Below are 25,528 nucleotides of genomic sequence, written 5' to 3' on the forward strand. Positions count from 1 at the left end.
CCTGACAGTAACCCGGATCCGCCCGCGATTCGGGCGGTTTCGGAACCTCTTGGGACCCTCTCAGGCGATCAGCCGGTGATGGTGTCGACGACCGTGGCGACCCACTCCAGCAGCGGCCGCCCCCGCAGCGGCTTGCCGCCGATGCCGGGCTCGCGCGGAGCCGGCACGAGGAGGACCTTCACGGCCTCCTTGTACAGGCTCTTGGGGTAGACCCGGTTCATCCGCAGCTTCGCCGACTCGGACAGCTGGACCGGGTTGAAGCGGATGTTCGAGCCGGCCGAGGTGACCTCGGACAGCCCCGCCGCCCTCACCTTCACCCGCAGCCTCGCCACGTCGAGCAGCGCCTCCACCGAGTCGGGCATCCGGCCGTAGCGATCCTCGAGCTCGGTGCGCAGCTCGTCGATGTCGGACGTGGCCCGCACGTCCGCGAGCCGCTTGTACATCTCGAGGCGCAGTCGCTCGCTGGGCACGTAGTCGTGCGGCAGGTGCGCCTCCACCGGCAGCTCGAGCTTGACCTCCTTCTCGGGCGCCGCGTCGCCGCGGAACTCCGCGACCGCCTCGCCGACGAGTCGGATGTAGAGGTCGAAGCCGACGTCGGCGATGTGGCCCGACTGCTCGCCGCCGAGCAGGTTGCCGGCGCCACGGATCTCGAGATCCTTCATCGCGACGGCCATGCCGCCGCCCAGCTCGGAGTGCTGCGCGATCGTGACGAGGCGGTCGTGCGCCGTCTCGGTGAGCGGCTTGTCCGGCGGGTAGAGGAAGTAGGCGTAGGCCCGCTCGCGACCACGGCCCACGCGGCCGCGCAGCTGGTGCAGCTGCGAGAGGCCGAGGGTGTCGGCGCGCTCGATGAGCATGGTGTTGGCGTTCGAGACGTCGAGTCCCGACTCCACGATCGTGGTGCACACCAGCACGTCGAACCGCTTCTCCCAGAAGTCGACCATGACCTCCTCGAGCTGGTGCTCGCCCATCTTGCCGTGGGCCACGGCGACGCGGGCCTCGGGCACGAGCTCACGCAGGCGGGCGGCGGCCTTGTCCATGCTCTGCACGCGGTTGTGCAGGTAGAAGACCTGGCCCTCGCGCAGCAGCTCGCGCCGGATCGCGGCGGTGACCTGCTTGTCGTCGTAGGCGCCGACGAAGGAGAGCACCGGGTGGCGCTCCTCCGGAGGCGTGGCGATCGTGCTCATCTCGCGGATGCCGGTGACGGCCATCTCGAGCGTGCGCGGGATCGGCGTGGCGGACATGCTGAGCACGTCGACGGCGGCGCGCAGGTGCTTGAGCGCCTCCTTGTGCTCGACGCCGAAGCGCTGCTCCTCGTCGACGATCACGAGACCGAGGTCCTTGATCCGCACGCCGGGCTGCAGCAGTCGGTGCGTGCCGATCACGAGGTCGACCGAGCCGTCGGCCAGGCCCTCCAGCGTGGCCTTGGACTCCTTCTCGGTCTGGAAGCGCGAGAGCGGCTTGATGGTGACCGGGAACTGGCCGAAGCGCTCGGCGAACGTGGCGTAGTGCTGCTGCACGAGCAGCGTGGTCGGCACGAGCAGGATGACCTGCTTGCCGTCCTGGATGGCCTTGAACGCGGCGCGCACGGCGATCTCGGTCTTGCCGTAGCCGACGTCGCCGCACACGAGGCGGTCCATCGGCACGGTGCGCTCCATGTCGCGCTTGACCTCGTCGATCGTGGCGAGCTGATCGGGCGTCTCGACATGGGCGAAGGCGTCCTCGAGCTCGGCCTGCCACGGGGTGTCGGGGCCGAACGCGTGTCCCTTCGTCGACTGGCGCGCGGCGTAGAGCTTGATGAGCTCGTCGGCGATCTGGCGCACGGCCCGGCGGGCGCGGTTCTTGCGGTTCGTCCAGTCGCCGCCGCCGAGGCGGTCGAGCGTGGGCGACTCGCCACCCACGTACCGGCTGACCTGGTCGAGCTGGTCCATCGGCACGAAGAGGCGGTCGGCGGGCTGACCGCGCTTGCTGGGCGCGTACTCCAGCACGAGGTACTCGCGCGCCGCACCGTGGACGACACGGTTGACCAGCTCGACGTAGCGGGCGACGCCGTGCTGCTCGTGCACCACCGGGTCGCCGGGCTTGAGCTCGAGCGGGTCGATCTGGCGCCGTCGGCGCACGGGCATCGACTTCTCGGTGCGCTCGGGCGCGCGCTGGCCGACGAGGTCGTCGCGGGTCAGCACGACGAGGCCGAGCGACTCGGAGACGAAGCCGTGGGCGATGTCGGCGCAGATCACCTGGACGACGCCCTGCTCGACACCGTCGGTGCCGGAGGCGCGGTCGACGATCGAGCCGGGGATGTCGTGCTCGGCGAGCCACTCGACGCTGCGCTGGGCCTGGCCGTGGGCCGGAGCGACCACCACGAGGTGGCGGCCGTCGGCGCGCCACTTCACGATGTCGGCGACCGCGGCCTCGGTGTCGCCGCGGTACTGCGGCGCGGGCTCGGCGTCGACGACGTGCGACGCGTCGAGGGCGAACGAGGAGATCTCGCCCCAGCCCAGGCCGAGCTCGGCCACGTGGTCGCGGACGTCGCCGAGCTCGTGGAAGCCCGCCGAGCCGAGGTCGATCGGGCTCTCGCCACCGCCCGCGGCGGTGGCCCACGACGCGGCGAGGAACTCCTCGCTCGTGGCGAACAGGTCGGCGGCGCGCGCCTTGATGCGCTCGGGCTCGGAGGCGATGATCGTCGATCCCGGCGGCAGCAGGTCGACGAAGAGCTCCATCTCGCCGGCCAGCACGGGCGCGAGCGACTCCATGCCCTCGACGGCGTGACCCTCGGAGAGCTTCGTGAACAGCTCGCCCAGCGACGGGTGGCTCTGGGCGTAGCGCGCGGCGGTGGCGCGGACCTCGTCGGTCAGCAGCAGCTCGCGGCACGGCGGGGCCCACAGCCGCTCGACGGGCTCGAGGGTGCGCTGGTCGGCCACGGCGAAGCGACGGATCTCGTCGACCGTGTCGCCCCAGAACTCCACGCGCAGCGGGTGGTCCTCGGTGGGCGGGAAGACGTCGACGATGCCGCCGCGGACGGCGAACTCGCCGCGACGCTCGACGAGGTCGACGCGGGTGTACGCGGCGGCGGCGAGACGGGCGACGACGTCATCGAGCTCGACGTCCTGGCCCGCCCGCAGCTCGACCGGCTCGAGGTCGGCCAGGCCCTTGACCTGCGGCTGGAGGATCGAGCGGATCGGCGCCACGACGACCTTCGGGCGCTCGTCGCCGCCGTGCACGACACGGCGCAGCACGGCGAGGCGCCGGCCCACGGTGTCCGAGCGCGGCGAGAGCCGCTCGTGCGGCAGCGTCTCCCACGCGGGGAAGGTGGCGACCTGCTCGCGGCCGATGAGCGAGCCCACCGCGGCGGCGAGGTCGTCGGCCTCGCGCTCGGTGGCGGTGACGGCGACGACGACGGACTCGTCGCCGGCGAGCGCCGACGCGGCGAAGGGATGGAACGCGGGAGGAGCGGTGAGCTGCGCCGTGCGGGCCCCGGATCGCAGGGCCGAGGCGAACTCGACGAGGTGGGGCTCTGCGGCGACCGCTGCCGTCAATTCAGGTTGTGCCATGGCCTGTCAAGCCTACGGGCAGGACCAGCGCGGGACCCGCCGGGCGATCCTCAGGACGAGGCCGGACCCGGCGCCCGACGGACGGCGGTGACCATCGCGATCGCGTGCTCGCGCTCATGCGACAGCGAGAGGGACCAGGCCTCGAGACCTCGGGCCCGCGCGTGCTCGGCGGCGGCGGCGCTCAGCCGGAGCCGTGGGACTCCCCCGTCGTCACGCCGCACCTCGATCGTCAACGGGTCGAAGCGGTCGAAGCCGCCCTCGAGCGCCTTCATGACCGCCTCCTTCGCGGCCCAGCGCGCGGCGAGCCGCTCGGGCCGCCCGTCGCAGTACCGGAGCTCGTCCTCGGTCCAGTACTTCTGCAGGAACGGCAGGCCCGACCGCTCGACCGCGGCGGCGATCCGCGCGACGGACACGATGTCGACGCCGCACGCCACGGCTGCGGCATCGGTCACCGGGGCGTGGCGGCCGAGACCGCGGCGAGGAAGCTCTCGGCGGCGACGACGCTGCCCTCCTCGTTCAGGTGGCCGGGGTCGCGGGCGTAGCCGTCGTAGAGGGAGTAGAAGGTCTGACCGTCCTCGACGGCGGCCACGCGATCGCCCGACGGGGTGGTGGACTGCATCGCGGCGATGTCCCACAGCTCGCCCGGCTCGGTGAACTCGGCGCGCACGAGCTGGTTGTACTGCTCGCGGGCGATGTTGTGCTGGTTGGCCAGGCCGTCGTCGCGGCCGATCGCCTTCTTGACCCAGCCCTTCCAGCTGCGGCGGGTGGTGAGCGGCTCGGTGGTGGCCACGAACGCGGTGTCGGGGTACGCCTCCTGCAGCGAGCGCAGCGTGTCGCGGTAGGCCGCGAAGACCTTCCGGGTGTCCGTGGACGCCCACAGGTCGACGTAGCAGAGCTTGAACACGACGACGTCGGCGTCGTCGCCGACGCCGGAGCGCACGACGGAGTCGAACTCCTCGATCTTGCCCATCGGGTCGCCGTTGGTGCCCACGTGCATGTGGGTGACGCCCGGTCCGGCCACGCTCGTGCCCTCGGCGACCGCCGGCTGCGGCAGTCCCTCGCGCTCGTGCACGAGGGCGAGCCCCCGCAGCACGTCGTCGCCCACGGACTGGTGGGCGAAGAAGACCTTGGTCGATTCCAGAGCTCTCACGTCGGCCTCGCTCGCCTCGGCAGGGGTGAAGGGTTCGCCGGCCACGTCCTCGACGTCGGCGGCCACGGCGATGCCGACGCCGGCCGCGAGCGCCACGGCCGCGACCGCGGCGGCGGCCGCGATCCAGATCCTCGCCATGGAAACTCCTCCCGTCGGCGGGTATCAGCAGAGAGTCCTGTGACTCCTGTGAAAATACGTGGTCCGGTACCCCTGATCGTACCGTCCCGCGGTTGCCCAGAACCCGAGAATTCAGCGTTATTCGACTGGTACTGTCCGGTGACACCGAGGTCGGGGACACTCGGTGGAACACCAGCGGTTGCGGAGATGAGGAGTACCCATGGCCACGCGAGACGAGTTGGTGCAGGAGCTGCGCGACCTGATCCTGGGGGAGCTCATCCCCCTCGATCCCGAGGAGCTGAAGGACGACTCGCCGCTGGTCGACGACGTCCTGGACTCCCTGGGCATCGCCGAGGTCGCGGTCTTCGTCGAGGACCGCATCGGCCGCCCGCTCGCCGCGGAGGAGGAGACGCGCGCCACCTTCGCGTCCGTCGACTCCGTCGTCGACTTCATCGTGCAGCACAGCTGATCCGCTCCGGGACCGGCCATGTGCGGAATTGCGGGGATCGTCGCACCGGCGGCCCACGACGACGCCCACCGACTGCGGTCGGTCGAGCGGATGCTGGCCAGCATCGCCCACCGCGGTCCTGACGAGAGCCTCTCCACCAGTTCCGGCCCGGCGCACTTCGGCACCGTCCGGCTGGCCCTGGTCGACAAGCCCACGTCGCGCCAGCCGATGGCCGACGACGCCGGCCGCTACCTGCTCTCGTTCAACGGCGAGGTCTACAACTTCGCCGAGCTGCGCTCCCAGCTGTCGGGCCTCGGCCACTCCTTCCGCACCGCGGGCGACACCGAGGTCGTCCTGCACTCCCTCATGGAATGGGGCACCGACGCCTTCGCGCGCTTCCGCGGACAGTTCGCGATCGCGTTCTGGGACGACGAGCGGCGCCGGCTGCTGCTGGGGCGCGACCGGCTCGGCATCGTGCCGCTGTTCTGGACCCGCACACCCGCCGACGAGTTGGTCTTCGCCTCCGAGGTGAAGGCGTTCGCCGACGCCGGCCTGCGCACCCCGATGTCGCTGCCGGACATCGTCGACGCCGGCGTGCTGTGGGGCCTGCACCCCGGACGCACCGCGTTCCACGGCGTCTCCTCGGTGCCGGCCGGCTCGTTCGTCGCGTCGCACGAGGGCCGCGAGACCGTGACCCGCTACTGGAGCTTCGCGTTCGCCGACCAGCGCGACGACCGCCCCGTGGACGACCAGGCCAAGGAGCTGCTGGGCCTGCTCACCGCGGCGGTCGAGCGCCGCGTGCCCCAGTACGGCGATCCCGCGGTCCTGCTCTCGGGCGGCCTCGACTCGAGTGCCGTCCTGGCGGCCCTGCGCGCGATCCGGCCCGAGCAGCAGATCGACAGCTTCTCCATCCAGTTCACGCAGGACGGGCTGAACGAGGCGCCGTTCCAGGCGATGGTCTCGGAGCACTTCGGCACCCGCCACGACGCGATCGTGTGCGACGACGAGGCCGTGGCTCGCGCCCTCGAGCTCATCACCCGCCACGCCGAGCTGCCGCTCATGCGCACGGCACCGGGCTCGTCCATCGCGCTCGCCGAGCGGATCAAGCACAGCGGCTCACGGGCCGTCCTCAGCGGCGAGGGCGCCGACGAGCTGTTCTGCGGCTACGACGTGTTCAAGGTGGCCTCGATCCGCGACCAGTGGAGCGCCGACCCCGACTCCCCCGCCTTCGCGCGACTGCTGGAGAAGGCGCTCGCGCACCAGGAGCAGCTGGGCCGCGGCGCGGGACGCGCCTTCTACGAGCGCGGCCTGGAGCAGCACGACGACCCGGTCTTCTCGCACCTGCACCGCTGGAGCGCGGCGTTCCGCATCACGCAGTACCTCGCCGAGCCGCTGCGCGAGCAGGTCTCGCTGGAGGGCACGCTCGAGGGCGTCCGCGAGCGCCTGCCCGAGGCGTTCCACGGCTGGTCCACGGTGGAGCGGGCCCAGTACCTCGAGGCCACCTACTTCCTGGGCACCTCGCTGCTGGCCACGCAGTGCGACCGCCCGTTCATGGCGCAGAGCGTGGAGTGCCGCTACCCGTTCCTCGACGAGGACGTCATCGACTTCGCGCTGACGCTGCCCGAGTCGTCGAAGCTGCACGAGCTCAACGAGAAGCTCGTGCTGAAGGAGGCCGTCCGCGACCAGCTGCCGCCGGCCGTCACCGAGCGGGTCAAGCAGCCGTACACCGCGCCCGAGGGCGGCGTCTTCCGCTCCCCCACCGGACGCGCCCTGCTGGAGCGGTACCTGTCCCCCGACGCGGTGGCCGACACCGGGGTGTTCGACCCGCGCCGTGTCGCCTGGCTCATCGACAAGACGCAGCGCAGCCGCACGAGCTTCCACGACGACCTCGCGCTCGTGTGGATCCTCAGCACCCAGATGCTCGTCCAGACCTACGGGTTCGCGGACGCGAACGCCGACCTTCGAAGGGGAACCGCATGACCGACATCCAGGAACTGAGCCGCCGGATCGATCTCGAGGACGTGGCCGCCACCACCGACCTGCTGGTCTCGTCGATCCGCGACACGGCCCGGCACTTCCGCCGCACCGGCGCGATCGTCGCGCTCAGCGGCGGCATCGACTCCTCGGCCTGCCTCGGTCTCGCGGTCCGCGCGCTCGGCCCGAAGCGCGTCGTGGCGCTGACGCTGCCCGACAAGGAGAGCTCGGTCGAGACCGTCGGCTACGCGCAGGAGGTCGCCGACGCGTTCGGCGTGGAGCTGCTGCACCGCGACATCACCGCGCCGCTCGACGCGCTCGGCTGCTACGACGACCGTCTCGCCGTGGTGCGCCGGATCGTGCCGGAGTTCGACGCCGACGCGGGCGACCGCTACTCGGTCGAGTTCGACCCGGCCCTCGGCAACGACGAGCAGCTCCAGTCGTTCCGCCTCAACGTGATCCGCGGCGGCGAGCAGACGATGCACCGCCTCGGCGGCCGCGACTTCCTGACGATCATGGCCGCGACGAACCAGAAGCAGCGCATCCGGATGCTCTCGACCTACCGGATCGCCGACGAGCGCAACCAGATCGTCGTGGGCACCTCCAACCGGCTCGAGCTCGACCAGGGCTTCTACGTCAAGCACGGCGACGGCTGCGGCGAGGTCTTCCCGCTGCGCCACCTGCTGAAGTCGCACGTGTACGAGGTCGCCGCGCACATCGGCGTGCCCGAGTCCGTCCAGAAGCGCCCACCCACGACCGACACGTTCAGCGCGCCGCAGAGCCAGGAGGAGTACTTCTACGGCACGTCGGTGCGCACGAACGACGAGCTGTGGCTGGCGTGGGACCAGAAGGAGGACGCCGGCGCCACGGCCGAGCGGCTGGGGCTGTCCACCTCCGACGTCGAGAAGTTCTTCGAGCTCTACACGCGCCGCTCGCTGTACGCGGAGTACCTGCTGACGTCGCTCTGAGTCAGGCCTCGGGCGCCGGCGCCGGCCGGCGCCGTACGAGCTTGCCCGTGCGGGTGGTCTCGAGTCGCTCCACCACGGTCACCTCGCGCACCAGCCCGCGCGGCTCGACGGCGGCCAGGATCCGGCGGGTGAGGCCGTCGCGCTCCACGCCCGGCGCGAGCTCGACGAACAGGGAGCACTGGGCGTCCTCCACCGTGTCGTCGGCCAGCAGGAGGGCTCCGGCCACCCCGTCGACCCGGGCGACGTCGGCCTCGACCGCCACCGCAGAGACCCGGTTGCCGCGGAAGTTGATCATCTCGGCGAGCCGACCGGTCACCGTGAGGTGGCCACGCTCGTCCAGGCGTCCGAGGTCGGTCGTGACCAGCGGCGTGCCCGGCTCGCGCACGGGATCGCCGAGGTAGCCCAGGAACACCGACGGGCCCGTGACGCGGATGCGGCCCTCCCGCCCGGTGACCACGTGGCCGTCCTCGTCGACGACGTCGACCGTGGTGCCCGGCAGCGGCAGCCCCACCGAGTCGGCCGGCGCGGCGCTCGAGGGCGGGCGCACCGCGACCCGCGCCGTGGCCTCGGTCAGCCCGTACATGAGGTGCGTCCCGCCGACGAAGCCCGAGGTCAGCTCGGCGAGCGCGGCGTCGGAGACCCCTCCCCCGGCCAGCAGCAGCGTGCGCAGGTGCGGCGCGAAGTCCTGCCCGAGCGTGAACCGCCGCGCGACAAGGCGCAGGTAGTAGGGGACGCACGGCAGCACGGTCACGCGGTGCCGGTCGAGCAGCTCGGCCAGCGGCCGCGACGGCAGCGTGCCCGAGGTCATCAGCAGCGGCACTGAGCGCATCAGCGCCAGCAACACCATCGAGAAGCCGTAGGAGTGGGTGGGGTCGAGGATGAAGCCCAGCACGTCGGAGTCCGGGTCCCACGGCTCGACGACCTGGTCGACCGCGGTGACGTTGCAGGCCACGTTGCGCGCGGACAGCCGCACGCCCTTCGGCTCGCTGGTGGTGCCCGACGTGAAGAGCAGCAGCGCCTCGGGAGAGCCGGTGTCGGCGATGCCGTCGCCGGGACGGTGGCGCGGGTCGGTGGACGGCTCGACGTCGAACGGCTCCAGCACACCGGCGGCGAGGTCGACGCGGCAGCGGGAGCGGGCGGCGAGCTCGCGCGTGCGCTCGGGCGTGGGACGCGGGAGCATCACGAGCGAGCGGCCCGCCAGCAGCACGGCGACGAGGTCGACCACGGCCTCGTGGCCCGTGCCGGACAGCGCCACGCGCTCGTCCTCCGGAACCGTGCGCTCGATCTGCGCGGCCCGCGCGCGGGCGCGGTCGTTGAGCTCGCCGCGGGTCAGCGTGACGTCACCGTCGATCACCGCGACGCGCTGCGGGTCGTCGGCCAGCCGCAGGAGGTCGGCGAACGCCGCTGCGATCATCGCAGCCTCAGCGACCGCGCGGGGGGCGAGACGACGCTGCCACCCTCGGGGACGTCGGTGACGACGACGGCGTTGGGCCCGACCTTCGCCCCGTCGCCCACGCTGACGGCGCCGATGACCACGCAGCCGACGCCCAGGTGGACGCCGCGGCCGATGCGCGGGGGCTGGTAGTAGGCCTCGGCGTGATCGGGCTCCCACCGCCGCCCGAGGGTGACGCCGTGGTAGATCATGCAGTCGTCGCCGATGACGGCGCCGGGCTGCAGCACGACGCCGTTCTGGTGGACGAAGACGACGTGGCGCCCGATCGCGGTGTCGTGACTGACCTCGAACCCGAGGACGTTCCGGACGTAGGCCGCGTTGACGAGCTTGTAGGCGATGCGGCCGAGCCGGCCCCCGAGCAGCCCGCGCTGCGGGGCGTGGACCCACTCGCCGAAGCGGTGCACCGCGAGCATGTGCTTGGCGGGGACGAGCCAGCCGCGGGCGTGAGACGCCATGTCCTCGCGGACGATGTCGACCAGGCCCTGCCACGTGGACAGGTCCCATCCGGTGGGCGGCGTGACGACGACGGGTGGGGTCCGCCGGGGCGCCTGCTCTGTCGTCATGGCAGGAGTATGGCACCGGCGCGGGGCCGCCGGTACCGCCTCGAACCGCGGCCGGACGAGCGCCGCGGTTTCACCACGACGAGGTCCCGGACTCCCTAGGCTGGTGCCCATGTCGCACGCGTCCGGGCCTCGGCCTCACGTCCTGGTGATCGTCCAGAACCTGCCCGTCCCGCTGGACCGCCGGGTGTGGCTGGAGTGCCGAGCGCTGATCGCCGCCGGCTTCGACGTCAGCGTGATCTGCCCGAAGGGACCGGGCGACCCGTCCTCGGAGACCCTCGACGGCGTCCGCATCCACAAGTACCGGCCGGCGCCGCAGGCCTCGGGCGCGCTGGGCTACCTCGTGGAGTTCGTCTACTCCTGGCTCCGCACGGCTCGGCTCTCGCTGAAGGTGTGGCGCGAGCGCCCCTTCCAGGCGATCCAGGCCTGCAACCCGCCGGACACCTACTGGGCGCTGGCCCGGCTGTGGCGTCGCCGCGGCGTGACCTTCGTCTTCGACCAGCACGACCTCAACCCCGAGCTGTTCCTCTCGCGCTTCGGCGAGCCGACCTCGCTCATGGGCCGGCTGCAGCTGGGGTTCCTGCGCTGGCTCGAGCGGCGCACGTACGCCACGGCCACCCACGTCATCTCGACGAACGAGTCGTACCAGCGGATCGCGATCGAGCGCGGCGGGTTCGATCCCGCCGACGTCACCGTCGTGCGCAGTGGCCCCGACACCTCCACGATGCGCCCGATCCACCTGCCCGAGGACGCCGACCGCACGCGCCACACGCTGGCGTACCTGGGGATCATGGGCCCGCAGGACGGGGTCGAGACGGTCCTCGACGTCATGGACGAGCTCGTGCACCGCCGCGGCCGCACCGACGTCGACGCCGTCCTCATGGGCTTCGGCGACTGCTACGAGGACCTGCGCCGCCGCAGCACCGAGCTGGGGCTCGACGACGTCGTCACGTTCACCGGCCGGGTCGGCCCGCCCGAGATCGCGCGCCACCTCAGCGCCGCCAGCGTGGGCCTGTGCCCCGACCTCAAGACGCCCCTCAACGACGTCTCCACGATGAACAAGACGATGGAGTACATGGCGTACGCGCTGCCCACCGTCTCGTTCGACCTCGTGGAGACGCGCGTCTCGGCAGGTGAGACCTGTCTGTTCGTGGAATCGGGCGACGTGCGGGCCTTCGCCGATGCCGTCGAACGGCTGCTCGACGACCCGGAACTGCGCGTCAGGCTGGCGCGAGAGGCCCGCGATCGGGTCTCGACCCACTTGGACTGGAAACCGCAGTCGGAGGCTTACGTCGGCGTCTGGGAGTCCCTGCTGGGTAGCACGGATCACGCCGGACCAGTCAGAACGAACTATGTGGACTTGGTCACACGGGAGGAGTTGGAGCGCTTCGTGCTCTCGCGCGGGCCGATCCCTCCCGCATCCTGAAGCACACCCGTCACACGGAACGGCCCGTTCTCCCTGTCATTCCGCTTGCATCGCCGCGTCGCGCCATGCAAGGGTTGGCGCGACCAAGCCCCTATTCACAAGGCTTAACTTCATGCCGTTGACCCACCGTTCCCCCAGAAAGCACCGCAGGATCTCGGCCAAGCGGAAACTCAACTTCTCGCGACGCAGCCTCGTCATGGCACTGCTCGCGGTCTCCCTCACCACCCCAGCCCTCTTCGCAGCGACGGAGCGCGCGCCCGCCGCGCAGCAGACCCAGAGCCTGCTGCCCGACGACCTGCGTCCTCGCGCCCTGGGCGACTCCCGACCGTGGGAGGTCGGACTCAAGTTCCAGGTCACCAGCCCGGCGTACGCCGAGGCGATCCAGGTGTACCGCAACCACACGCTCAGCGCGGGGACGATCGCGACGCTGTGGTCGTCCACCGGCCGCGCCCTGTCGACCGTGACCTTCGAGCCCTCCGGCCAGACCGGCCTCGACACCGTCCAGCTGGACTCGCCCGTGCAGCTCGAGCCGGGCGACGACTACATCGTGTCCTACTCGGCGCCCCAGGGCCGCCAGCCGCAGGACCAGCGCCAGTTCACGCGCTCGATCAGCAACGGCGTCCTGAAGGCCGAGCCCAACGCCGGCGTCTACAGCGGCCGCCTCGGCAACTTCCCGACCCGCACCTACCGGGCCTCGAACTACCACGTCGACGTGGTGGTCTCGACCGGTGGCGCCGGGCCGACCACGCCCCCGCCGACCACGAGCCCCACCACCGGCCCGACCACGGCACCCACGAGCGAGCCGACGACGGCGCCGACCACCGAGCCCACGGGCGGCCCCACCACGGAGCCGACCAGCCAGCCGACGACGACGTCGCCCACGACGAGCCCCACCACCGCTCCGACGACGGCGCCCACCACGGCACCCGGTGGCACCAACTTCCCGACCCGCGCCTCCACCGGCACGCCGTCGGGCTGGTCGCCGCGGACCACCGTGAACGGTGACTACAACGTCACCACCGCGGGCGCCGTGGTGCAGGACCTGCGCATCGTGAACGGCAGCCTGAACATCCGGGCCAACAACGTCACGGTACGTCGCGTCGAGATCAGCAGCGGCCAGATCAACAACGTCTTCAGCCGCCAGTGCTCCAACGGCCTGGTGATCGAGGACACGACGATCCTGCGGGGCAGCACCGACATCGGCCAGCCCGCGATCCAGTTCGGCGGCTACACCGCGCGGCGGGTGAAGATCGACGGCCCGTCCGAGGGCCTGCGCGTCGGCGGCAAGGACTACGGCTGCGGCGAGGTCCGCGTCGAGGACACGTTCGTCAACGTCAACGCCTACGCGGGCTGCGAGCGCGCCGGGAGCGGCATCGACTGGCACGGCGACGCGCTGCAGGGCTACAACGGCCCGAAGGTCACGGTGCGCAACTCGGTGCTCAAGCTGAACCCGACGCCGTACTGCATCGGCAACTCGGCGTTCTTCTACCCCACCCAGGGCAACACCAGCGCCGACATCGACAAGGTGCTGGTGTCCGGAGGCGGCTTCGTCTTCCGGCTCGACACCCCGGGCACCGTCCGGAACCTCAAGGTCGTCGACGACTCCTGGTACTACGGGCCCAGCCACAACCAGTCCTGCACCGGCGGGATCACGTGGGGCGCGGGCAACGAGTACGTGAGCTACAACGAGGGCACGGGCGCCTGGTCGTCCAAGCGTCCGCTCTCGTGCCTGGGCTTCCGGGGCTGACCCGGAGTCCGACCGACCGCGCCCGCCGCGCCGAGCCTCAGCTGCTGCTGACGAGCTCGCGCTCGGCGGGCGCGGTCGTCTGCGGGCTCCGCCGGCGCTGGGCGCGGCGCTCGATGGCGGCGACGATCGTCAGCGTGATGCCGCCGCCGATCACGAGCGTCATGATCTTGGCGAACATCGGCTGCCCACCGAGGCGGTAGACGGCCGGGGACTCCGGCGACGGGGCGATCGTCACGCGCTCGTCGGCGGCGACGTCCTGCTCGTCCTGCAGCGCCTCGAGCTCCGCGCCGATCTCGGCCAGGGCCGCGCGGTGTCGCTCGCGCGCGGTGTCGGGATCGGGCGCCGCGACCTCGATGTAGAGAGCGCGCGTGTCGTAGTACGGCGCCCACTGGACCCCGTTGTCCGGCAGCGTGATGAGCACGCCGTCGCGGACCCCGCGGCCCACCATCGTGGCCGCCGACGACGCCGTCTTCGGCAGCGCCTCCATCCCGTTGATCCGCTTGCCCACGATGCCGGCGACCGTGATGAGGTCGGCGGCGTTGACGCGCAGCTTGTTCGGGTAGACCTGGCTGGCCGGCGCGACGAACACGGCCTGGCCGCGCAGGTAGTAGACGTCCTGGCGGGCCTCGACGGCGGCGATCGCGACGTAGGTGACCATCAGCCCCAGGAACACGACGTACCAGCGGCGAGCCGCCGCCACCAGCACGTCCCAGAAGACCACGTCACTCCTCGTCCGCGGCCCGACCGTCCGCGTGTCCGCCCAGTCTGACACGGGCCACGCCGCGAACCGCCCGGAACGACGGGCTTGGTCCCACCAGTCACGGCCCCGATCGAGAAAGCGCCCCACGTGACGCATGCCTCGTTACGATGGGGGCACGATGGCCGGCACGGGGTCTTCGTGCGGCAGTCGGGGAACGAGACCGTTGGGGAATCCATGCTGGTAGAAGTCGTCAGGACGGTGCTGAGGCGCTGGTACGTCGTCGTGGCGGGCCTGCTCCTCACCGGAGTGCTGGGCTACGTCGCGTACACCTCCACGCCGCCCGTCTACGAGGCCAGCGGCACGGTGCTGCTGCTCCCGCCCGAGGACCAGGTCAGCGGCGAGGGCATCCAGAACCCGTTCCTGCAGCTGAACAACCTCGACGTCCCGACGTCCCTCGTGGTCGCGCGCCTCAACGGCGACGAGGTCCGCGAGCAGATCGTCGCCGAGCAGCCCAACGCGCTCTACCAGGTCTCCACCGACCCGACGATGCGCGGGCCGGTCGTGCTGGTGCAGGTCTCGGCGCAGACCGCCGCGGCCACGATCGACACCCTCGAGCTGGTCCTGGCCGCGGCGCCGCAGGCGCTGGCCGACCTCCAGCGCCAGCAGGACGTGCCGAAGGGCGACTCCATCACCTCGATGCAGCTGGCCGCCGACCTCGACGCCACCCCCGTCACCCGGGCCACCACGCGTGCCCTCGTCGCGGCCGTCGCCGTGGGCCTGGCGATCACGGCCGGCGCCACCGCCGGCATCGACGCGCTGGCGCGTCGCCTCGGGGCGGCCAGGCGCCGCCGCGAGGCCGAGGCGGAGGCCGAGGAGCAGGGCGCCGAGCCCACCGCGTCCGACGACGCGGACGAGTCCTCGAAGGAGTGGGAGCCCGCCGACGGCGAGCGCCACGCCGAGACCTCGCGGAGCCTCACCCCGCCATGAGCTCGACCGTCCGGACCCCCGCGCGGATGGACTCGGTCACGTGGCTGCTGCTCTACCTGACCGTCCTCTACGCGATCCCGTCCCGGCTGGTCGTCCCCGCGCTCGGCAGCGCCGGCTCGCCCTCGATGCTCGTCGGCCTGGTGAGCCTGGGCGGCTGGGCGCTCTACCAGGTGGGCCGCACCACCAGCCAGAGCCACCCGCGTGAGGTGCTGCCCGTCCGCCGGGCGCTGTTCGGCTTCGTCACGTGCGTCGCGATCACGTACGTCGTCGCGATGTCCCGGCCGATCGACTTCGACGAGATCAGCCCGGTCAACGTTGCGATGGCCGTGACGCTGTCGTGGACGGGCACCCTGCTGGTGGCCCACGACGGCATCTCGACGATGGAGCGGGCCCGGACGCTGGCCACGGCGCTGGCCTGGGCCGGCGGACTGATGGCGTTCCTCGGACTCATGCAGGTGGTCACGAGCGACCCGATCATCAACCGCATCTCGATCCCGGGCCTGTCGGCCGCCGAGTTCCAGATCTTCACCCGCGGCGAGACGATCCGTCCCTCGGGCACCGCCACGCACCCGATCGAGTACGGCGTGATCATGGCGATGCTGCTGCCGTTCACGCTGCACGCGGCGTTCCACACCACCCACGACCGTCGGCTGCTGCAGTGGATCCCCACGCTCATGGTGGGCGTGACGATCGCGCTGACGTTCTCGCGGTCGGCGTACGTGAGCGCCGCGGTGGCCGCCGCCGTGCTGGTGGTCGGCTGGCCGCGCCAGCGCCGGCGGCTGTTCCTGGCCGGCGCGCTCGCGATGGCCGTGGTGCTGTTCGCGGCCGTGCCGCGGTTGTTCGGCACGATCCAGTCGCTGTTCCGCAACGTCGGCACCGATCCGAGCATCACCTCGCGCACCGACAGCTACGAGATCGCGTGGGCGTTCATCACGCAGTCGCCGGCGTTCGGGCGCGGTCTCGGCTCGTTCCTGCCCAAGTACCGCATCTTCGACAACCAGTACCTGCTGCTCATGGTGAGCATCGGCCTCGTGGGCACCGCGGCGTTCCTGCTGCTCGCGCTCGCGGGGCTGTGGGTGTCCCTGCGCGTGCGCCTGCTCGCCCGGGACGAGGACACCCGCGACCTCGGCCTGTCGCTGCTCGCCGCGATCGCCGCCGGTGCCACGGGCATGGCGCTGTTCGACTCGTTCGCGTTCCCGATGACGATGGGCACGTACTTCCTGCTGCTGGGCATGGCCGGGGCGGTCCATCGCATCGTCGTGCTCGAGCCACGGCGTCCCGACCCGTCGCTGGTGCCCACCGGGTCCACCGTCACCCACCCGCTCCGCGTCCTGCGGCGTGCCGTCGCGCGCCGACTGCGCCGGAGGTGGGCGCGTCAGGTCAGAGCATCGCGTCCAGGACCGCCACCGGGTCCGTGAACACGAGGTCCGCGGCGCGCTCGACCTGCGCGGGGTCGAAGGCGTCGCCGCGGTACGAGACCGAGATCCGGAAGCGCCCGGCGTCGGTCGAGCTGATCCAGCCGATCGTGTTCGGGGCGATGCCCTCGGTGCCGTGCACGGCACGCCGCTCGGCACCCGGCACGGTCCACGGCATCGACTCGTAGATCTTCAGCACGCCGGGGTTGCTGACCGAGACGCGCGCCCGCACGGGACGCGGCACGGTGTCGGCAGCCGTGGGCGGCACGGGCGGGCGGCGCTTCGCGCGCAGCAGCCGCGCGGCGACGGCGGCCAGGGGCCGCCCCGAGCTCAGCATCGCGTCGAGGCGCTCGCCCAGCATCTCCGGCTCGAAGCCCTCGGACCACACCGGGACGGACACGCCGGTGATGAAGTTGCCCCCGGTCGTGACGCCCTTCGGCAGGTAGCGGCGCAGGTCGACCACGAGGTCGCCCTGGGGCTCGATCGGGAGACCGGCCTGCTCGGTGGCGGCCGCGGCCAGCAGCAGCATCGTGGGGCTGATCCCCAGTCCGTGCTTCGCGCCCCACGCGCGCACCCCGGCCATCTCGGCGACGTCGCAGTCGCGGTGCAGGCGGCGGGTCAGGCCACCCGGGTCGATCAGCGGCAGCCGGTCGTCCTCGCGTGGGGCCTCGCCCGCCGGCGGCGGACCGGGGACCCCGCCGCGGTCGCGCACGAGGGCGATGGCGTTCCGGGGGTGGCGCCCGAAGGTGTTCCAGAGTGCCTTCGAGAGGGGCCGGTCGGTGACGCCGTCGAACATCGCCGGCACGGGCGCGCCCGCGGCCATCATCAGCACGATCGCGGGCAGGCTCGAGGCCAGCGGCGCGTCGAGCAGCACGTGGTCCATGGCGGTGGCGAGCTCGTCGTCCTTCAGCGCGAACTGCACCGGCAGGTCCGGGACGAGGTGGGCGACGAGCCAGTCCTGTGCGGACTCGGTGACGTCGTCGGGCACGACGCGGACGACCTCGTCGGCGCGGTCGGCGATCGCGGCGCCGCGGTAGCGCCAGTGGTCGGCGTCCGCGCGCTCGAAGCCGACGCGGGTCTGCGGGCCGTGGGCGGCCAGGCGCACGAACGCCTCGCGCAGCGCCTCGGGCGGCGGCAGGTCGAGGGGGCTGAAGGACTGGCGGATGATCGACCCACCCAGGAGCCGGTCGATCCCGGCGATCGGCACGAGCCGCGAACCGTCTGCCATGTCACGAGCGTAGTGCCGGAATCGCCCGCCCGAGGGCGTCTCGCGGATACGATGTGGCGACCGTCCCCGAGGCCGAGGTGAGCGCTGCGATGACCGACCGCCCCGTTCCCGTCGCGCCCGTCCCCGAGCCGCGCCGGCTGCGCCTCCTGCTGGTCGTCTCGACGGCGCACCCCGAGTCCGTCGGCGAGGCCTGGATCGCGTACCAGTGGATCCACCGGCTCGCGGAGCGTCACGACGTCACCGTCCTGTGCTACCGCCAGCGCGCCGGGCTGCCGTTGACCGGGACCGTCCCGAACGCTCGCGTGGTCGAGTGGACCGAGCCCCCGCTGATCGGCCGGCACGAGCGCTTCAAGGCCATGCTGAACCCGGGCTACTACCCGTTCGCGTGGCAGGCACGCCGCTGGATCCGGCGGGCCCTGGCGCGCGGCGAGCGGTTCGACCTGGCGCACCAGCTGACCCCGGTCTCGCTCCGGTTCGCCTCCCCCCTGGCCCGCTCGGGCATCCCGTACGTGATCGGCCCCGTCGGCGGCAGCCTCGACTCGCCGCCGGCCTTCGCCGACGAGGAGGGCGGCGCGCCGTGGTTCACGGGCCTGCGCCGGCTCGACGCGCTCCGGCTCCGCCACAGCCGCGGCCTGCGCGCCACGTTCGCGAATGCCGCGCTCGTCGTCGGCATCGCCGACTACGTCCGCGAGCAGCTCGGCGACATCCGCCTGCGTGCGTTCACCACGATGAGCGACACCGGCATCGAGTCGCTGCCCGCACCGGCGCCGGGCAGCGACCGCACCCGGGGTGTGCGCCTGCTGTTCGTCGGACGGGTCATCCGCACCAAGGGCGTGCGCGACGCGGTGCGGGCCCTGGCGCTGCTGCCGCGCGGCACGGCGACGTTCGACGTCGTGGGCGACGGCTACGACCGCGCGGCCTGCGAGGCGCTCGCCGCCGAGCTGGGGGTGGCCGACCTCGTGCGGTTCCACGGCCGGGTCCCGCACGAGCAGGTGGACTCCTTCTACGAGCAGGCCGACGTGTTCGTGTTCCCCAGCTACCGCGAGGCGGGCGGCATCGTCGTCATCGAGGCGCTCTCGCACGGCCTGCCGGTGGTCGCGTGCGACCGCGGCGGACCGTCGAGCACGGTCACCGACGCGTGCGGGATCCGCGTGCCCGTGACCGATCCCGAGCAGCTGGCCCGGGACCTCGCCGACGCCCTCGCCCGACTGTGCGCCGACCCCGTGCTGCGCGCCCGGCTCGCCGAGGGAGCCCGGCGGCAGAGCGCGGAGGTCTCGCTGTGGGACCGCCGCGTCGAGCACGTGGAGGAGCTCTACGCGCGGGTCCTCGAGGCCGGACTCACGCGCCGCGGACCCGGCGGCCGAGCACGGCGCGGGCGGGCCCCGCGATCCGGCCGGGAAGGACCGAGAGCACGGTGGCGGTGGTCTTCGGGCGCAGCACCGCGAGGGCCAGCAGGTACGTGATGCCCACGGCGGCCCCGCCCAAGAAGATCTCGAGGACGAGCGGCAGCGGGTCGGCGAGGTGCAGCACGCCCCAGCCGACGGCGCCCGCGACGATCGCGGTGGGCACGACCCCGAGGAACGGCAGGATGACCTGCCAGCGGGTCGCCCCGATGACGGGCGCGACCGGGATCGAGCGAAGCAGCGCCTCGACCGTGGCGATCGTGGCCCAGCCGACGACGACCGCCATCAGCCCGAACTGGACGAGGTACAGGGACACCAGCAGCGCCAGGCTGTAGATCGTCGCGATGAAGGCGAACCAGCGACCGGGATGTCCGGTGCCGACCAGGAGCGCCTGGTCGACGGCCCAGCCGACGCCCGCGATCGCCATCACGGCCAGGGCGGGGACGACGTGGGCGCTCTCGGCCTTGTCCGCGCCGAACAGCAGCTGGACCACCTCGGGCGCCGCGACCGCGAGGAACACCATGAGCGGCGTGATGACCGCGTAGGCCACGGACGAGGCCCGCAGGTACGCGCCGCGCAGCCGGTCGACCGAGTCGCGGATCTTCGCGAACGCGGCCATCGAGACCGGCAGCAGCGCCGAGATCGACAGGTCCTGCGCCGTCTGGACCAGCCGCTGCGCGATCGAGAGGTAGCCCATCTCGCGCACGCCCAGCCCGGCCACGACGATCGCGGTCTCGGCCCAGACGCGCAGCGCGTAGACCAGGCCGCTGCCCACGACGTGCAGGCCGAAGTCGACCATGACCTTGAAGCGCGCGAAGGAGAAGCCGGGGTGCGGCCGCCAGCGCGCGACGATCCACACCGAGACGAGCACGATCAGCTGGCCGCACAGGACCTGCAGGACGAGCGCCCAGGCGCCGCCGCCGGTGAGCGCGACCGCGATCGCGACGACCTGGGCGATGATGGCGGCGTTGGCCTCGAGGAGCGCGAGCTTGCGGAACTCCATCGCCCGGCGCAGCAGGGCCACCGGGACCGAGCCGAGGGCGACGGCCAGCACGGACAGGCCCATGACCTGCAGCAGCGGCGCGGCCTCGGGCACGCCGAGGGCCGAGCCGATGAACGGGGCCGCCACGGCGATCGCACCGGCCAGCAGCAGGCCCGAGCCGAGCGAGAACCAGAACGCCGTGGCGAGGGTGCGCTCGTCGACGTCGTCGGCCTGGACCAGGTACGCCGAGAAGCCCGCGTCGGCGAGCACGTAGATCAGCGGCAGCAGCGTGGTGGCCGTGGCCGCGACGCCGAAGTCCTCCGGGGACAGGATCCGCGTCAGGATGATGATCGTCAGGAAGCCGCCGAGGCGCGTCACCCAGCGCTGAGCGGTCATCCACAGCACACTGATCGAGGTGTGGCGTGCGAGGCCCGTGTCGTCGCTCATGCTCACCCCATCACCCTCGTGGGTCGCACGCCGGGGAGGCCGCAGCACGAGTCCCGGGCGTCTGCCGCAAACCGCCGAAAGGCACCGGCCGACCGCTTTACACTGTACTGCGCAGCACTGCTCCCAGTGGGCGAATCCGCCAGACCGGCCACCGTGCGTGGACGACGTCGAGAGGACCGATTCATGAGCGACGGTCGACAGGCTTCGAGCGCGGCCCGCCGCGTCCTGCGGCCCCGCACGTGGCGACGCTGGGCGCGCCTGGCGAACTTCGCCGGCTACGACGGCGCCGAGCTGGACGACGCCACGATCGGCGCGGGCGTGCGCCTCTCCCCCACGGTCTCGGTGCGCAACGGCAGCCGGGTCACGATCGGCGCCGGCTCCCACATCGGCCAGGGCAGCTGCCTGTGGGCGGGCGACGCGAGCGGCAGCATCACGCTCGGCGACCACGCGCTGCTCGGGCCCGACGTGTTCATCACCGCCTCGAACTACGACTTCGACGCCGGCCCCGGTCCCGTGATGGACCTGCCCAAGCGCGAGGCCGACGTCGTGATCGGCGCGAACACCTGGCTGGGCACCCGCGTCGTGGTGCTGCCCGGCGTCACGATCGGCGACGGCACGATCGTCGCCGCCGGTGCCGTCGTCACCCGCGATCTCCCGCCCGACTCGGTGGCCGCCGGCGTCCCCGCCACCGTCGTCCGGCGCCGCGGTGCGTCCTCATGACTGCGGACGTCACGATCGTCATCGTCACGTACAACAGCGCCGACTGGGTGGGTCGCTGCCTCGACTCGCTGCCCGCCGCGCTCGGCGACCTCGAGGCCGAGCTCGTCGTGGTCGACAACGCCTCGGCCGACGACAGCGCGAAGGTCGTGGCGCGCCACGCGCCCCACGCGCGGCTGATGCACAACGACGTCAACGCGGGCTTCGCCCGCGCGGTCAACCAAGGTGCCGCGGCCGGCTCCGCGCCGTGGGTGCTGCTGCTCAACCCGGACATGGAGGCGCGGCCCGGCTCGCTCGCCGAGCTGGTCGGGTTCGCGCACCGCCACCCCGGTCACGGCATGTACGGCGGCCGCACCCTGACCACCGAGGGCGAGCTCGAGCCTTCCTCGTGCTGGGGCCTGCCGAGCCTGTGGAGCACGTTCTGCTTCGCCTCGGGCCTGTCCACCGTCTTCCGTCACTCACGCGTGTTCGACCCCGAGGCCATCGGCGGCTGGCAGCGCGACTCGGTACGCGAGGTCGGCATGATCACCGGCTGCCTGCTGCTGGTGGAGCGCCGGCTGTGGAACCGGCTCGGCGGCTTCGACGAGCGCTACTTCGTCTACGGTGAGGACGCCGACCTCAGCGCCCGGGCGCGAGCCCTCGGCGCGCGTCCCGTCATCGACCCCGCGGTCGAGGTCGTCCACGCGATCGGCACGTCCTCCCCCGGCACTGCCGGCAGCAAGCCGCTGCTGCTGGCCGGCAAGATCACCTACGCCCGTACGCATCACGGGCGCCTGGGGCCGCTGGGTGTCTGGCTGCTGCGCGCCGGCGTCGGCCTGCGCGCACTCGGCGCCCGCCTCACCGGCAGGGGCGCGAAGTGGCTGGCCACGTGGCAGCGCCGCGCCGAGTGGTGGGACGGCTTCCCCGAGGGCAGCGGACGATGAGCGGCGCGGCCCGGGCCAGCATCGTCATCCCCGCCCACGACGAGGAGCGCGTCATCGGGCGCACGCTGAACGCCGCGCTCGCCGGCACCGCGCCGCACGAGTACGAGACCGTCGTGGTCTGCAACGGCACCACCGACGCCACGCCCCGGATCGCCGCGGCGTTCGACGGCGTCCGCGTGGTCGAGATCGCCACGCCCTCCAAGACCGCCGCGCTCAACGCCGGCGACGCCGCCGTGTCGGCGTTCCCGCGCGTCTACCTCGACGCCGACGTCGTCCTCGGCCCCGGCGCGCTGGAGGCCGTGGTCACGGCGCTCGAGGCGGGTCACCCGGCGGCGGCCCCGCGCCCCGTCTTCGACACCACGGGCCTGTCGCTGCCGTGCCGCGCGTACTACGCGATCCGCTCGCGGCTCGGCTACGTCAGGCACCACGTCATCGGCGCCGGCGTCTACGCCGTGTCGGCCGAGGGGCGTGCGCGGTTCGGCGCCTTCCCCGACGTCATCGCCGACGACGGCTGGGTCTACGCCCACTTCGACCACGCCGAGCGCGTCAACCCGCCCGGCGCCACGTTCACCGTGCACCCGCCGCGCACGCTGCGGTCGCTCTACCGGCGCCAGGTCCGGATCGTCGCGGGCAACCAGCAGCTGGCCGCCCTCGGCCACCGGGTCGAGGCGCCGCGCCCCACGTGGCGCGACATCGTGCGGTCCGAGCCGCGGCTGATGCCCGCCGCCGTGGTCTACGTGACCGTCACCGTGGCGGCCCGCGCCCACGCCCGCCTGCGGGCGCGACGCGGCGACCACGGCTGGAACCGCGACGAGACCTCGCGCGGCGTCGTCGGCACCGAGGCGGGACGCTGATGCGCCGCCTCGTCCTCATCGGCCTGGCGCTCGGCGTCGGCCTCGTCGCGCTCGCCGCCGCCGCGTTCTTCGTGCTCGACCCGTTCGACGACGGAGCGCCCTCGGGCGACGTCGTGTCGCTGTGGCCCGAGGTCCCACCGGCGCACGTCGACGTGGTGAGCGACGCGGACCCGGTCGAGCTCGGCACCGCCTTCACGAGCAAGGTCGAGGGCGATGTCGCCGGCGTGCGGTTCTGGTGGACGCCGCGCAACGAGGGCCCGCACACCGCCAGCCTCTGGTCGCCCGACGGCGAGCGGCTCGCCACCGTCGACTTCGAGCAGGCCGGCGGCCAGGAGGGCTGGCGCACCGCGTGGTTCGACCAGCCCGTCGAGATCTCCGAGGGCGAGCGGTACGTCGTGTCGTACCACGCGCCGCGCGGCCACTTCGCCCAGACGGTGGGCTTCTCGGGACAGTCGTACACCGGCGCGCTCGCGGTGGAGCCCGGCGAGAGCGGCGTCTATGCCGACGGCGAGAGCGCGTTCCCGACGAAGTCGTGGGAGTCCAGCCAGTACTGGGTCGACCCGCTGTTCGTGCCGCGGGAAGAGGTGCCGGAGGCGGACGCCCCGGCCCTGCCGAAGATCGTCGACACCGACGACTTCCGCGCCGAGGGCTTCCCGACCTCGACGAACACGGGTGTGCCGAAGGACTGGGAGCCGCAGCAGACCTTCACCGGCGACGTCGACATCGACGAGCCCGGCGCGGTGCTGGAGGACGTGCGCATCGTGAACGGGGTGCTGCACGTGCGCGCACCCGACGTGACGATCCGGCGGGTCGAGTTCGTGGGCTCGCGCATCGACAACCTGCAGGCGAGCTCCTGCAACAACGACCTCGTGATCGAGGACTCCAGCTTCGTCCGTGGCGACACCGAGCTCTTCCAGCCCGCCGTCCAGTTCGGCGGCTACCGCGCCACGCGCGTCAAGGTCATCGGACTGTCCGAGGGTCTGCGTGCCGGCGGTCGCCCGAACGGCTGCGGCCCGGTCGTGATCGAGGACTCCTACGTCAGCATCGCGCCGGCGGACGGGTGCCCCGACGTCGACTGGCACGGCGACGGGTTCCAGGCCTACGACGCCGCGGCGGTGACGATCCGCGACACGACGATCCTGCTCAACCACGACGAGGGGTGCCTGGGCAACGGCGCGATCTTCCACCCGAACGACGCGGGCAACGAGCGCCTCACCGTGGAGAACGTGCTGGTCGCCGGCGGCGGGTTCCCGTTCCGGCTCGGCACCCCGGGCGAGGTCTCGGGCCTCAAGGTCGTCGCCGACTCGTGGGAGTACGGACCCACCACGATCACCTCGTGCGGGGCCACGCGCTGGGGCTCCGGGAACGAGGCCGTCACGGTGTCGAAGGACGGCGCGGTCGCCAGCGTCGGCGCGCTCAGCTGTCGGTGAGGGAGGAGTACGCGGCGCGCTCGGCGTCGGCGACCCTGCCGTAGAGCTCGGGCAGATCGGCGGGATCGGCCGCCAGCACCTCGTCGAGCCGCGCGTGCGCCGCCTTCGCCCCGGCGTACACCTGGCGGCCGTACTCGTCGCGGCGCTTGAGCGCGTAGAGGAAGAGCTTGTAGCGCAGGTACCGGCGAAGCCTGCGTCGCGCGAGTGAGCGGTCGGGCATCACCTTGGCGCAGATGTACACGTAGTTGAGGACGTGGAAGAAGCCGTAGTCGAAGCCGGCGGCCCGCGCTCCCGGCGCCACGCAGTGGAACACGAGCGAGCGCGGCGCCGCGGCGACGAGCGACCCGGCCGCCAGCACGCGCAGGCCGATGTCGATGTCCTCGTGCGTGGCGTAGCCGACCCGCGAGCCGAGCGTGGCGTCGAACCGCACCGCCCGCAGCACGTCGGTGCGGAACGTCATCCGGTAGCCGCCGATCGTGGGCACGAGCGGGTGGTCGAGCCCGTCGGCGACCGCCCCGGAACGCAGCGCGCGCGTGCGCTCGGCGCCGTAGAGGACGAAGGGGGCGGGCACCAGCAGCCGCTCCACACGGTTGCGGACGGCCATCACGGCGGGCACGTTGGTCAGTCGCCGGGTGGGCGCGACGGGCACGTCGACACCGGGGGGCGCGGAGGCCACGGGAGTCGCGGAGACGGCGCCGTAGCGCGCGTTGCGGTCCTGCTCGTAGACGCCCATGAGGTGCTCGGCCGTGTCGGGGAACCACAGCGAGTCGTCGTCGGGGTACATCGTGACCGGCTCCTCGACGAGGTCGAGGCCCTGGTTGCGCTGCGCCGGCAGGTTGGCGTGGTCGCCGTAGCGGACGACCACCGGGACGTCGGTGTCGCGGGCGACCGCCTCGCAGTACGCGCGCACGGCTTCGTGGTCGTCGCTGCGGTCGACCACGACGATCCGGGCGGCGGGCCGGGTCTGCGCCACGAAGAGCGGCAGCGAGATGCGCAGCATGTCGAGGCGGTTCCGCGTGGCCACCACGATGGCGTAGTCGAGCATCGCGCC

20 protein-coding genes and 1 pseudogene are annotated in these 25,528 nt (G+C 72.5%); 12 read left to right on the forward strand and 9 right to left on the reverse strand.

Going from position 1 to position 25,528, the window contains the following annotated elements; all coding sequences use genetic code 11:
* Nucleotides 1-68: 68 nt before the first annotated feature.
* Genes mfd through ACGWYL_RS02365 form a run of 3 tightly spaced genes read right to left on the reverse strand, consistent with a single transcriptional unit; the run spans nt 69 to nt 4,836 of the window.
* The gene (gene mfd / locus ACGWYL_RS02355) at nt 69-3,548 is read right to left on the reverse strand and encodes a transcription-repair coupling factor (RefSeq protein WP_395486328.1); all 3,480 of its coding nucleotides are present in this window, start codon (nt 3,546-3,548) and stop codon (nt 69-71) included.
* 50 nt (nt 3,549-3,598) lie between these two features.
* Nucleotides 3,599-4,000 (reverse strand): holo-ACP synthase, encoded by a 402-nt coding sequence (acpS, locus tag ACGWYL_RS02360; RefSeq protein ID WP_395486329.1) that lies wholly within the window; start codon nt 3,998-4,000, stop codon nt 3,599-3,601.
* On the reverse strand, nt 3,997-4,836 hold the full coding sequence (locus ACGWYL_RS02365; protein ID WP_179423130.1) for a hypothetical protein: 840 nt from the start codon (nt 4,834-4,836) through the stop codon (nt 3,997-3,999). The genes acpS and ACGWYL_RS02365 overlap by 4 nt, the downstream gene beginning before the upstream one ends.
* Nucleotides 4,837-5,035: 199 nt before the next feature.
* Here ACGWYL_RS02365 and ACGWYL_RS02370 point away from each other — a divergent pair, with 199 nt between their 5' ends.
* Genes ACGWYL_RS02370 through nadE form a run of 3 tightly spaced genes read left to right on the forward strand, consistent with a single transcriptional unit; the run spans nt 5,036 to nt 8,205 of the window.
* Nucleotides 5,036-5,284 (forward strand): hypothetical protein, encoded by a 249-nt coding sequence (locus tag ACGWYL_RS02370; protein ID WP_179423128.1) that lies wholly within the window; start codon nt 5,036-5,038, stop codon nt 5,282-5,284.
* A gap of 18 nt (nt 5,285-5,302) precedes the next feature.
* On the forward strand, nt 5,303-7,243 hold the full coding sequence (gene asnB, locus ACGWYL_RS02375) for an asparagine synthase (glutamine-hydrolyzing) (protein WP_395486330.1): 1,941 nt from the start codon (nt 5,303-5,305) through the stop codon (nt 7,241-7,243).
* The gene (gene nadE, locus ACGWYL_RS02380; protein ID WP_395486331.1) at nt 7,240-8,205 is read left to right on the forward strand and encodes an NAD(+) synthase; all 966 of its coding nucleotides are present in this window, start codon (nt 7,240-7,242) and stop codon (nt 8,203-8,205) included. The genes asnB and nadE overlap by 4 nt, the downstream gene beginning before the upstream one ends.
* A gap of 1 nt (nt 8,206) precedes the next feature.
* Here the strand turns inward: nadE and ACGWYL_RS02385 are convergent, their stop codons facing one another.
* Both ACGWYL_RS02385 and ACGWYL_RS02390 read right to left on the reverse strand, forming a co-directional pair.
* Entirely contained in the window at nt 8,207-9,619 is a 1,413-nt protein-coding gene (locus ACGWYL_RS02385; protein ID WP_395486332.1) for a class I adenylate-forming enzyme family protein, read from the reverse strand.
* Nucleotides 9,616-10,221, reverse strand: coding sequence for a serine O-acetyltransferase (locus ACGWYL_RS02390; protein ID WP_179423120.1), 606 nt, complete (start codon nt 10,219-10,221; stop codon nt 9,616-9,618). The genes ACGWYL_RS02385 and ACGWYL_RS02390 overlap by 4 nt, the downstream gene beginning before the upstream one ends.
* A 109-nt stretch (nt 10,222-10,330) precedes the next feature.
* Between ACGWYL_RS02390 and ACGWYL_RS02395 the strand changes: the two genes are divergently transcribed.
* Nucleotides 10,331-11,644: a glycosyltransferase family 4 protein gene (locus ACGWYL_RS02395; RefSeq protein WP_395486333.1), complete on the forward strand. Its 1,314-nt coding sequence runs from the start codon at nt 10,331-10,333 to the stop codon at nt 11,642-11,644.
* Nucleotides 11,645-11,840: 196 nt separating this feature from the next.
* Entirely contained in the window at nt 11,841-13,391 is a 1,551-nt protein-coding gene (locus tag ACGWYL_RS02400; protein ID WP_395486334.1) for a DUF4082 domain-containing protein, read from the forward strand.
* 37 nt (nt 13,392-13,428) lie between these two features.
* Here ACGWYL_RS02400 and ACGWYL_RS02405 read toward each other — a convergent pair whose 3' ends face one another.
* Nucleotides 13,429-14,112, reverse strand: a complete 684-nt coding sequence (locus tag ACGWYL_RS02405) for a hypothetical protein (protein ID WP_179423114.1) — start codon at nt 14,110-14,112, stop codon at nt 13,429-13,431.
* A 213-nt stretch (nt 14,113-14,325) separates the two neighbouring features.
* Between ACGWYL_RS02405 and ACGWYL_RS02410 the strand changes: the two genes are divergently transcribed.
* Both ACGWYL_RS02410 and ACGWYL_RS02415 read left to right on the forward strand, forming a co-directional pair.
* Nucleotides 14,326-15,078 (forward strand): hypothetical protein, encoded by a 753-nt coding sequence (locus ACGWYL_RS02410; RefSeq protein ID WP_179423112.1) that lies wholly within the window; start codon nt 14,326-14,328, stop codon nt 15,076-15,078.
* A complete protein-coding gene (locus ACGWYL_RS02415) occupies nt 15,075-16,496 on the forward strand; it encodes an O-antigen ligase (RefSeq protein WP_179423110.1) in 1,422 nt (473 codons plus the stop codon). The genes ACGWYL_RS02410 and ACGWYL_RS02415 overlap by 4 nt, the downstream gene beginning before the upstream one ends.
* Here ACGWYL_RS02415 and ACGWYL_RS02420 read toward each other — a convergent pair.
* Entirely contained in the window at nt 16,459-17,721 is a 1,263-nt protein-coding gene (locus ACGWYL_RS02420) for a hypothetical protein (protein WP_395486335.1), read from the reverse strand. The genes ACGWYL_RS02415 and ACGWYL_RS02420 overlap by 38 nt on opposite strands.
* A gap of 356 nt (nt 17,722-18,077) precedes the next feature.
* Between ACGWYL_RS02420 and ACGWYL_RS02425 the strand changes: the two are divergent.
* Nucleotides 18,078-19,007 (forward strand): annotated as a pseudogene (locus ACGWYL_RS02425) (glycosyltransferase); the annotation flags it as partial.
* A 52-nt stretch (nt 19,008-19,059) separates the two neighbouring features.
* On the opposite strand, the gene ACGWYL_RS02430 reads toward ACGWYL_RS02425, so the two are convergent.
* Complete coding sequence (locus ACGWYL_RS02430; protein WP_179423104.1) at nt 19,060-20,553, reverse strand: lipopolysaccharide biosynthesis protein; 1,494 nt, start codon at nt 20,551-20,553, stop codon at nt 19,060-19,062.
* A gap of 183 nt (nt 20,554-20,736) precedes the next feature.
* On the opposite strand from ACGWYL_RS02430, the gene ACGWYL_RS02435 reads away from it, so the two are divergent.
* Genes ACGWYL_RS02435 through ACGWYL_RS02450 form a run of 4 tightly spaced genes read left to right on the forward strand, consistent with a single transcriptional unit; the run spans nt 20,737 to nt 24,477 of the window.
* The gene (locus ACGWYL_RS02435) at nt 20,737-21,273 is read left to right on the forward strand and encodes an acyltransferase (RefSeq protein ID WP_395486336.1); all 537 of its coding nucleotides are present in this window, start codon (nt 20,737-20,739) and stop codon (nt 21,271-21,273) included.
* Nucleotides 21,270-22,193 (forward strand): glycosyltransferase family 2 protein, encoded by a 924-nt coding sequence (locus ACGWYL_RS02440; protein ID WP_395486337.1) that lies wholly within the window; start codon nt 21,270-21,272, stop codon nt 22,191-22,193. The genes ACGWYL_RS02435 and ACGWYL_RS02440 overlap by 4 nt, the downstream gene beginning before the upstream one ends.
* Entirely contained in the window at nt 22,190-23,047 is an 858-nt protein-coding gene (locus ACGWYL_RS02445; RefSeq protein WP_395486338.1) for a glycosyltransferase family 2 protein, read from the forward strand. Before ACGWYL_RS02440 ends, ACGWYL_RS02445 begins: the two co-directional genes overlap by 4 nt.
* The gene (locus ACGWYL_RS02450) at nt 23,047-24,477 is read left to right on the forward strand and encodes a DUF4082 domain-containing protein (protein WP_395486339.1); all 1,431 of its coding nucleotides are present in this window, start codon (nt 23,047-23,049) and stop codon (nt 24,475-24,477) included. The genes ACGWYL_RS02445 and ACGWYL_RS02450 overlap by 1 nt, the downstream gene beginning before the upstream one ends.
* Here the strand turns inward: ACGWYL_RS02450 and ACGWYL_RS02455 are convergent.
* Nucleotides 24,464-25,522, reverse strand: coding sequence for a glycosyltransferase family 2 protein (locus ACGWYL_RS02455; RefSeq protein ID WP_269303474.1), 1,059 nt, complete (start codon nt 25,520-25,522; stop codon nt 24,464-24,466). The genes ACGWYL_RS02450 and ACGWYL_RS02455 overlap by 14 nt on opposite strands.
* Nucleotides 25,523-25,528: the final 6 nt, after the last annotated feature.

This window comes from Aeromicrobium sp. JJY06 (assembly GCF_044069275.1).
Lineage (GTDB): Bacteria > Actinomycetota > Actinomycetes > Propionibacteriales > Nocardioidaceae > Aeromicrobium > Aeromicrobium tamlense.

What these genes read in the sequence shown, in the direction of transcription:
- ACGWYL_RS02370 (WP_179423128.1), top strand. Translation starts at nt 5,036, where the DNA reads ATGGCCACGCGAGACGAGTTGGTGCAGGAGCTGCGCGACCTGATCCTG.
- ACGWYL_RS02440 (WP_395486337.1), top strand. Translation starts at nt 21,270, where the DNA reads ATGACTGCGGACGTCACGATCGTCATCGTCACGTACAACAGCGCCGAC.
- ACGWYL_RS02455 (WP_269303474.1), bottom strand. Translation starts at nt 25,522, where the DNA reads ATGCTCGACTACGCCATCGTGGTGGCCACGCGGAACCGCCTCGACATG.
- ACGWYL_RS02385 (WP_395486332.1), bottom strand. Translation starts at nt 9,619, where the DNA reads ATGATCGCAGCGGCGTTCGCCGACCTCCTGCGGCTGGCCGACGACCCG.
- ACGWYL_RS02450 (WP_395486339.1), top strand. Translation starts at nt 23,047, where the DNA reads ATGCGCCGCCTCGTCCTCATCGGCCTGGCGCTCGGCGTCGGCCTCGTC.
- ACGWYL_RS02410 (WP_179423112.1), top strand. Translation starts at nt 14,326, where the DNA reads ATGCTGGTAGAAGTCGTCAGGACGGTGCTGAGGCGCTGGTACGTCGTC.
- ACGWYL_RS02400 (WP_395486334.1), top strand. Translation starts at nt 11,841, where the DNA reads ATGGCACTGCTCGCGGTCTCCCTCACCACCCCAGCCCTCTTCGCAGCG.
- ACGWYL_RS02415 (WP_179423110.1), top strand. Translation starts at nt 15,075, where the DNA reads ATGAGCTCGACCGTCCGGACCCCCGCGCGGATGGACTCGGTCACGTGG.
- ACGWYL_RS02435 (WP_395486336.1), top strand. Translation starts at nt 20,737, where the DNA reads ATGAGCGACGGTCGACAGGCTTCGAGCGCGGCCCGCCGCGTCCTGCGG.
- ACGWYL_RS02365 (WP_179423130.1), bottom strand. Translation starts at nt 4,836, where the DNA reads ATGGCGAGGATCTGGATCGCGGCCGCCGCCGCGGTCGCGGCCGTGGCG.
- ACGWYL_RS02390 (WP_179423120.1), bottom strand. Translation starts at nt 10,221, where the DNA reads ATGACGACAGAGCAGGCGCCCCGGCGGACCCCACCCGTCGTCGTCACG.
- ACGWYL_RS02420 (WP_395486335.1), bottom strand. Translation starts at nt 17,721, where the DNA reads ATGGCAGACGGTTCGCGGCTCGTGCCGATCGCCGGGATCGACCGGCTC.
- ACGWYL_RS02395 (WP_395486333.1), top strand. Translation starts at nt 10,331, where the DNA reads ATGTCGCACGCGTCCGGGCCTCGGCCTCACGTCCTGGTGATCGTCCAG.
- ACGWYL_RS02445 (WP_395486338.1), top strand. Translation starts at nt 22,190, where the DNA reads ATGAGCGGCGCGGCCCGGGCCAGCATCGTCATCCCCGCCCACGACGAG.
- asnB (WP_395486330.1), top strand. Translation starts at nt 5,303, where the DNA reads ATGTGCGGAATTGCGGGGATCGTCGCACCGGCGGCCCACGACGACGCC.
- mfd (WP_395486328.1), bottom strand. Translation starts at nt 3,548, where the DNA reads ATGGCACAACCTGAATTGACGGCAGCGGTCGCCGCAGAGCCCCACCTC.
- nadE (WP_395486331.1), top strand. Translation starts at nt 7,240, where the DNA reads ATGACCGACATCCAGGAACTGAGCCGCCGGATCGATCTCGAGGACGTG.
- ACGWYL_RS02430 (WP_179423104.1), bottom strand. Translation starts at nt 20,553, where the DNA reads ATGAGCGACGACACGGGCCTCGCACGCCACACCTCGATCAGTGTGCTG.